At 43.3% G+C, this 2,651-nt stretch carries 3 protein-coding genes; 2 read left to right on the plus strand and 1 reads right to left on the minus strand.

All coding sequences use genetic code 11. The features are described 5' to 3' along the window. Window positions 1–1,316: chromosomal replication initiator protein DnaA (gene dnaA / locus F6K49_RS40330; RefSeq protein WP_293106448.1), on the plus strand; the 1,316-nt coding region annotated here is incomplete at its 5' end. A gap of 320 nt (window positions 1,317–1,636) precedes the next feature. Here the strand turns inward: dnaA and F6K49_RS40335 are convergent. Further along, on the minus strand, window positions 1,637–1,936 hold the full coding sequence (locus tag F6K49_RS40335) for a hypothetical protein (protein WP_293066079.1): 300 nt from the start codon (window positions 1,934–1,936) through the stop codon (window positions 1,637–1,639). On the opposite strand from F6K49_RS40335, the gene dnaN reads away from it, so the two are divergent. Beyond that, window positions 1,935–2,651: DNA polymerase III subunit beta (gene dnaN, locus F6K49_RS40340; RefSeq protein ID WP_293106451.1), on the plus strand; the 717-nt coding region annotated here is incomplete at its 3' end. The genes F6K49_RS40335 and dnaN overlap by 2 nt on opposite strands.

Here is a 2,651-nt window from a genome sequence, read left to right on the forward strand (position 1 = left end):
CCACCTTTGAAACTTGGCTCAAGACAACTAGCGCTCAAGAGCTTGACAATAACTGCTTGCTGATTCGCACTGCCAATCCCTTTTCCAGAAATTGGTTGCAGAAGTATTACGTTAAAACAATTGCTGATGTCGTGGAAGATATTTTAGGTCAACCAGTGGAAATTCACTTCACAACAGCTACAGGAGAAAATAACTCAATGACTGGTGATGTTGACTTTTCCTGGTCATTTCCCGTAGCCACTAATCATTCCCAAAATACCTTTAAAAACCAGCCAAGACGGTCTAAGTTAAATCCTAAGCATGTTTTCTCTCGGTTTGTGGTTGGTCCTAATAATCGCATGGCTCATGCTGCATCTTTGGCGGTAGGGGAGTATCCAGGACGGGAGTTTAACCCTCTGTTTCTTTGTGGTGGTGTTGGTTTAGGCAAAACTCACTTAATGCAGGCAATTGGTCATTACCGCTTGGAGAATAACCCAGACTCTAAAATTTTTTATGTTTCTACTGAGCAGTTCACTAATGATTTAATTTCTGCTATTCGCGAGGATAGTCTCCAGAGCTTTCGAGAACATTATCGGACAGCTGAGGTACTTTTGGTAGATGATATTCAGTTTCTTGAAGGTAAGGAATATACTCAGGAAGAGTTTTTCCACACCTTCAATACTTTGCACGAAGCTGGTAAACAAATTGTCTTGGCATCAGACCGTCCTCCTCATCAGATTAATAGCTTGGAAGAACGCCTTTGTTCGCGCTTTTCTATGGGTTTAATCGCTGATATTCAGCCACCGGATTTAGAAACCAGAATGGCTATCTTGCAAAAAAAGGCAGAGGACGAAAATATACGTTTATCCCACGACGTAGTTGAGTATATTGCTGCTAGCTATACCTCTAACATTAGAGAATTAGAGGGAGCTTTAATTAGGGCGGTAACTTATGTATCGATTGCGGGTTTAGCGATGAATGTGGAAAATATTGCACCGATTTTGAACCCACCGACCAAGAAGATTAAGACTTCTCCTGAAGTGATTTTAAGTACTATATCCGATACGTTTAATCTTTCAGTGGAAGACTTAAAAAGTAGCTCTCGGAGGCGAGAAATTAGTTCGGCTAGGCAAATTGGGATGTATCTGATGAGGCAGCATACAGAATTGAGCCTACCCCGAATTGGGGAAGAATTTGGTGGCAAAGACCACACGACAGTTATGTACAGTTGCGATAAAATTGCTCAGCTGCGGGAAAAAGATGATGAGTTAGCTCAGAAACTTTCTCAGTTAAGCGATCGCATAAATCTGACAGCCAGGAGTCAAAACCAAAAATAAAGCTTGTTTATAGCAATTATCAGCGACGTTTGAGGTACTTTTGTCCTGGCGTTTAGGGAGCAGGGAGTAGGGAATCGGGAATCGGGAATCGGGAATCGGGAATCGGGAATCGGGAACAGGGAAAAATACTCTGTACCTGATTAGGCTAGAAAGCGATATTTTAATTAACGTTTTTTAATTAACGTTTGTTAATTAACGGCTTGAGCTTGATGCTATGATCGAGTTTACTGCTATAATATATAGCTTCTGAGTATAAATGCTCTGTGGAAAAATCACCGAATTTTTCCACAACTTTTTCCACAAATGGATTACTAGGCCAATTAGTATAGCGCTATTGTTTTTGAGTAAGTTATCAGCCTATGGGCTACGCGCTGCATCGCTACTTGAGGTGCTATTAGCTGACTGCTGACCACTGACCAGTGACCGCTGACCACTGACCAGTGACTGGTGACCACTGACCACTGACCGCTGACCACTGACCGCTGACTACTGACCGCTGACCACTGACCGCTGACCACTGACCGCTGAATGCTTACGTTTTTGAGGTGGTTTTGTACAAAAATTAGTAATCGAGTGCTATATTTTTGTCCTAAAGTAAGCCCCATTACGAAACCAATCATGAAACTGGTTTGCAGTCAAAGTGACCTCAATACAAACCTTTCACTAGTGAGCCGGGTAGTCCCTTCTCGCCCTACTCATCCTGTGCTGGGTAATGTTTTGTTAGAAGCAGACCAAAAAAATCAGCGGGTGCTACTAACTGCTTTCGACCTTAGCGTGGGTATCCAGACTAGCTTTAAGGCTGACGTTGATACAGGAGGGGAAATTACCCTGCCAGCCAAACTGCTCAATGATATTGTCTCCCGTCTACCTTCAGGGGAAATTACTCTAGAGGATGATGGTAAAGGTACAGACAGTGATAGCCTGATTGTGACCTTAACCTCAGCTACTGGACGTTATCAGGTTCGAGGAATGAGTTCTGAGGAATTCCCGGAACTGCCGGAAGTTAACGCATCCGTTGCGGTTCATCTTCCTGTAGAAGTCTTAAAGATTGGATTGCAGGGTTCTTTATTTGCCACCAGTTCTGATGAAACTAAGCAAGTGCTGACGGGGGTTCACCTTACTGTAAAGTCGGACAACTTGGAATTTGCTGCTACCGACGGTCACCGACTAGCAGTTGTGGAAACTAATCGGAGAATACAGGAAAGTGCCACGACTAAAGCTACTCAAGAATTGGATGATCATGATTTCCCCCTAGAATTTACTTTACCAGCTAGAGCGTTACGGGAGTTGGAGCGGATAGTATCTAAGGCTGAAGCTCAGGATACCATTGCGATA

The sequence above is a fragment of the Moorena sp. SIO3I6 genome (assembly GCF_010672095.1).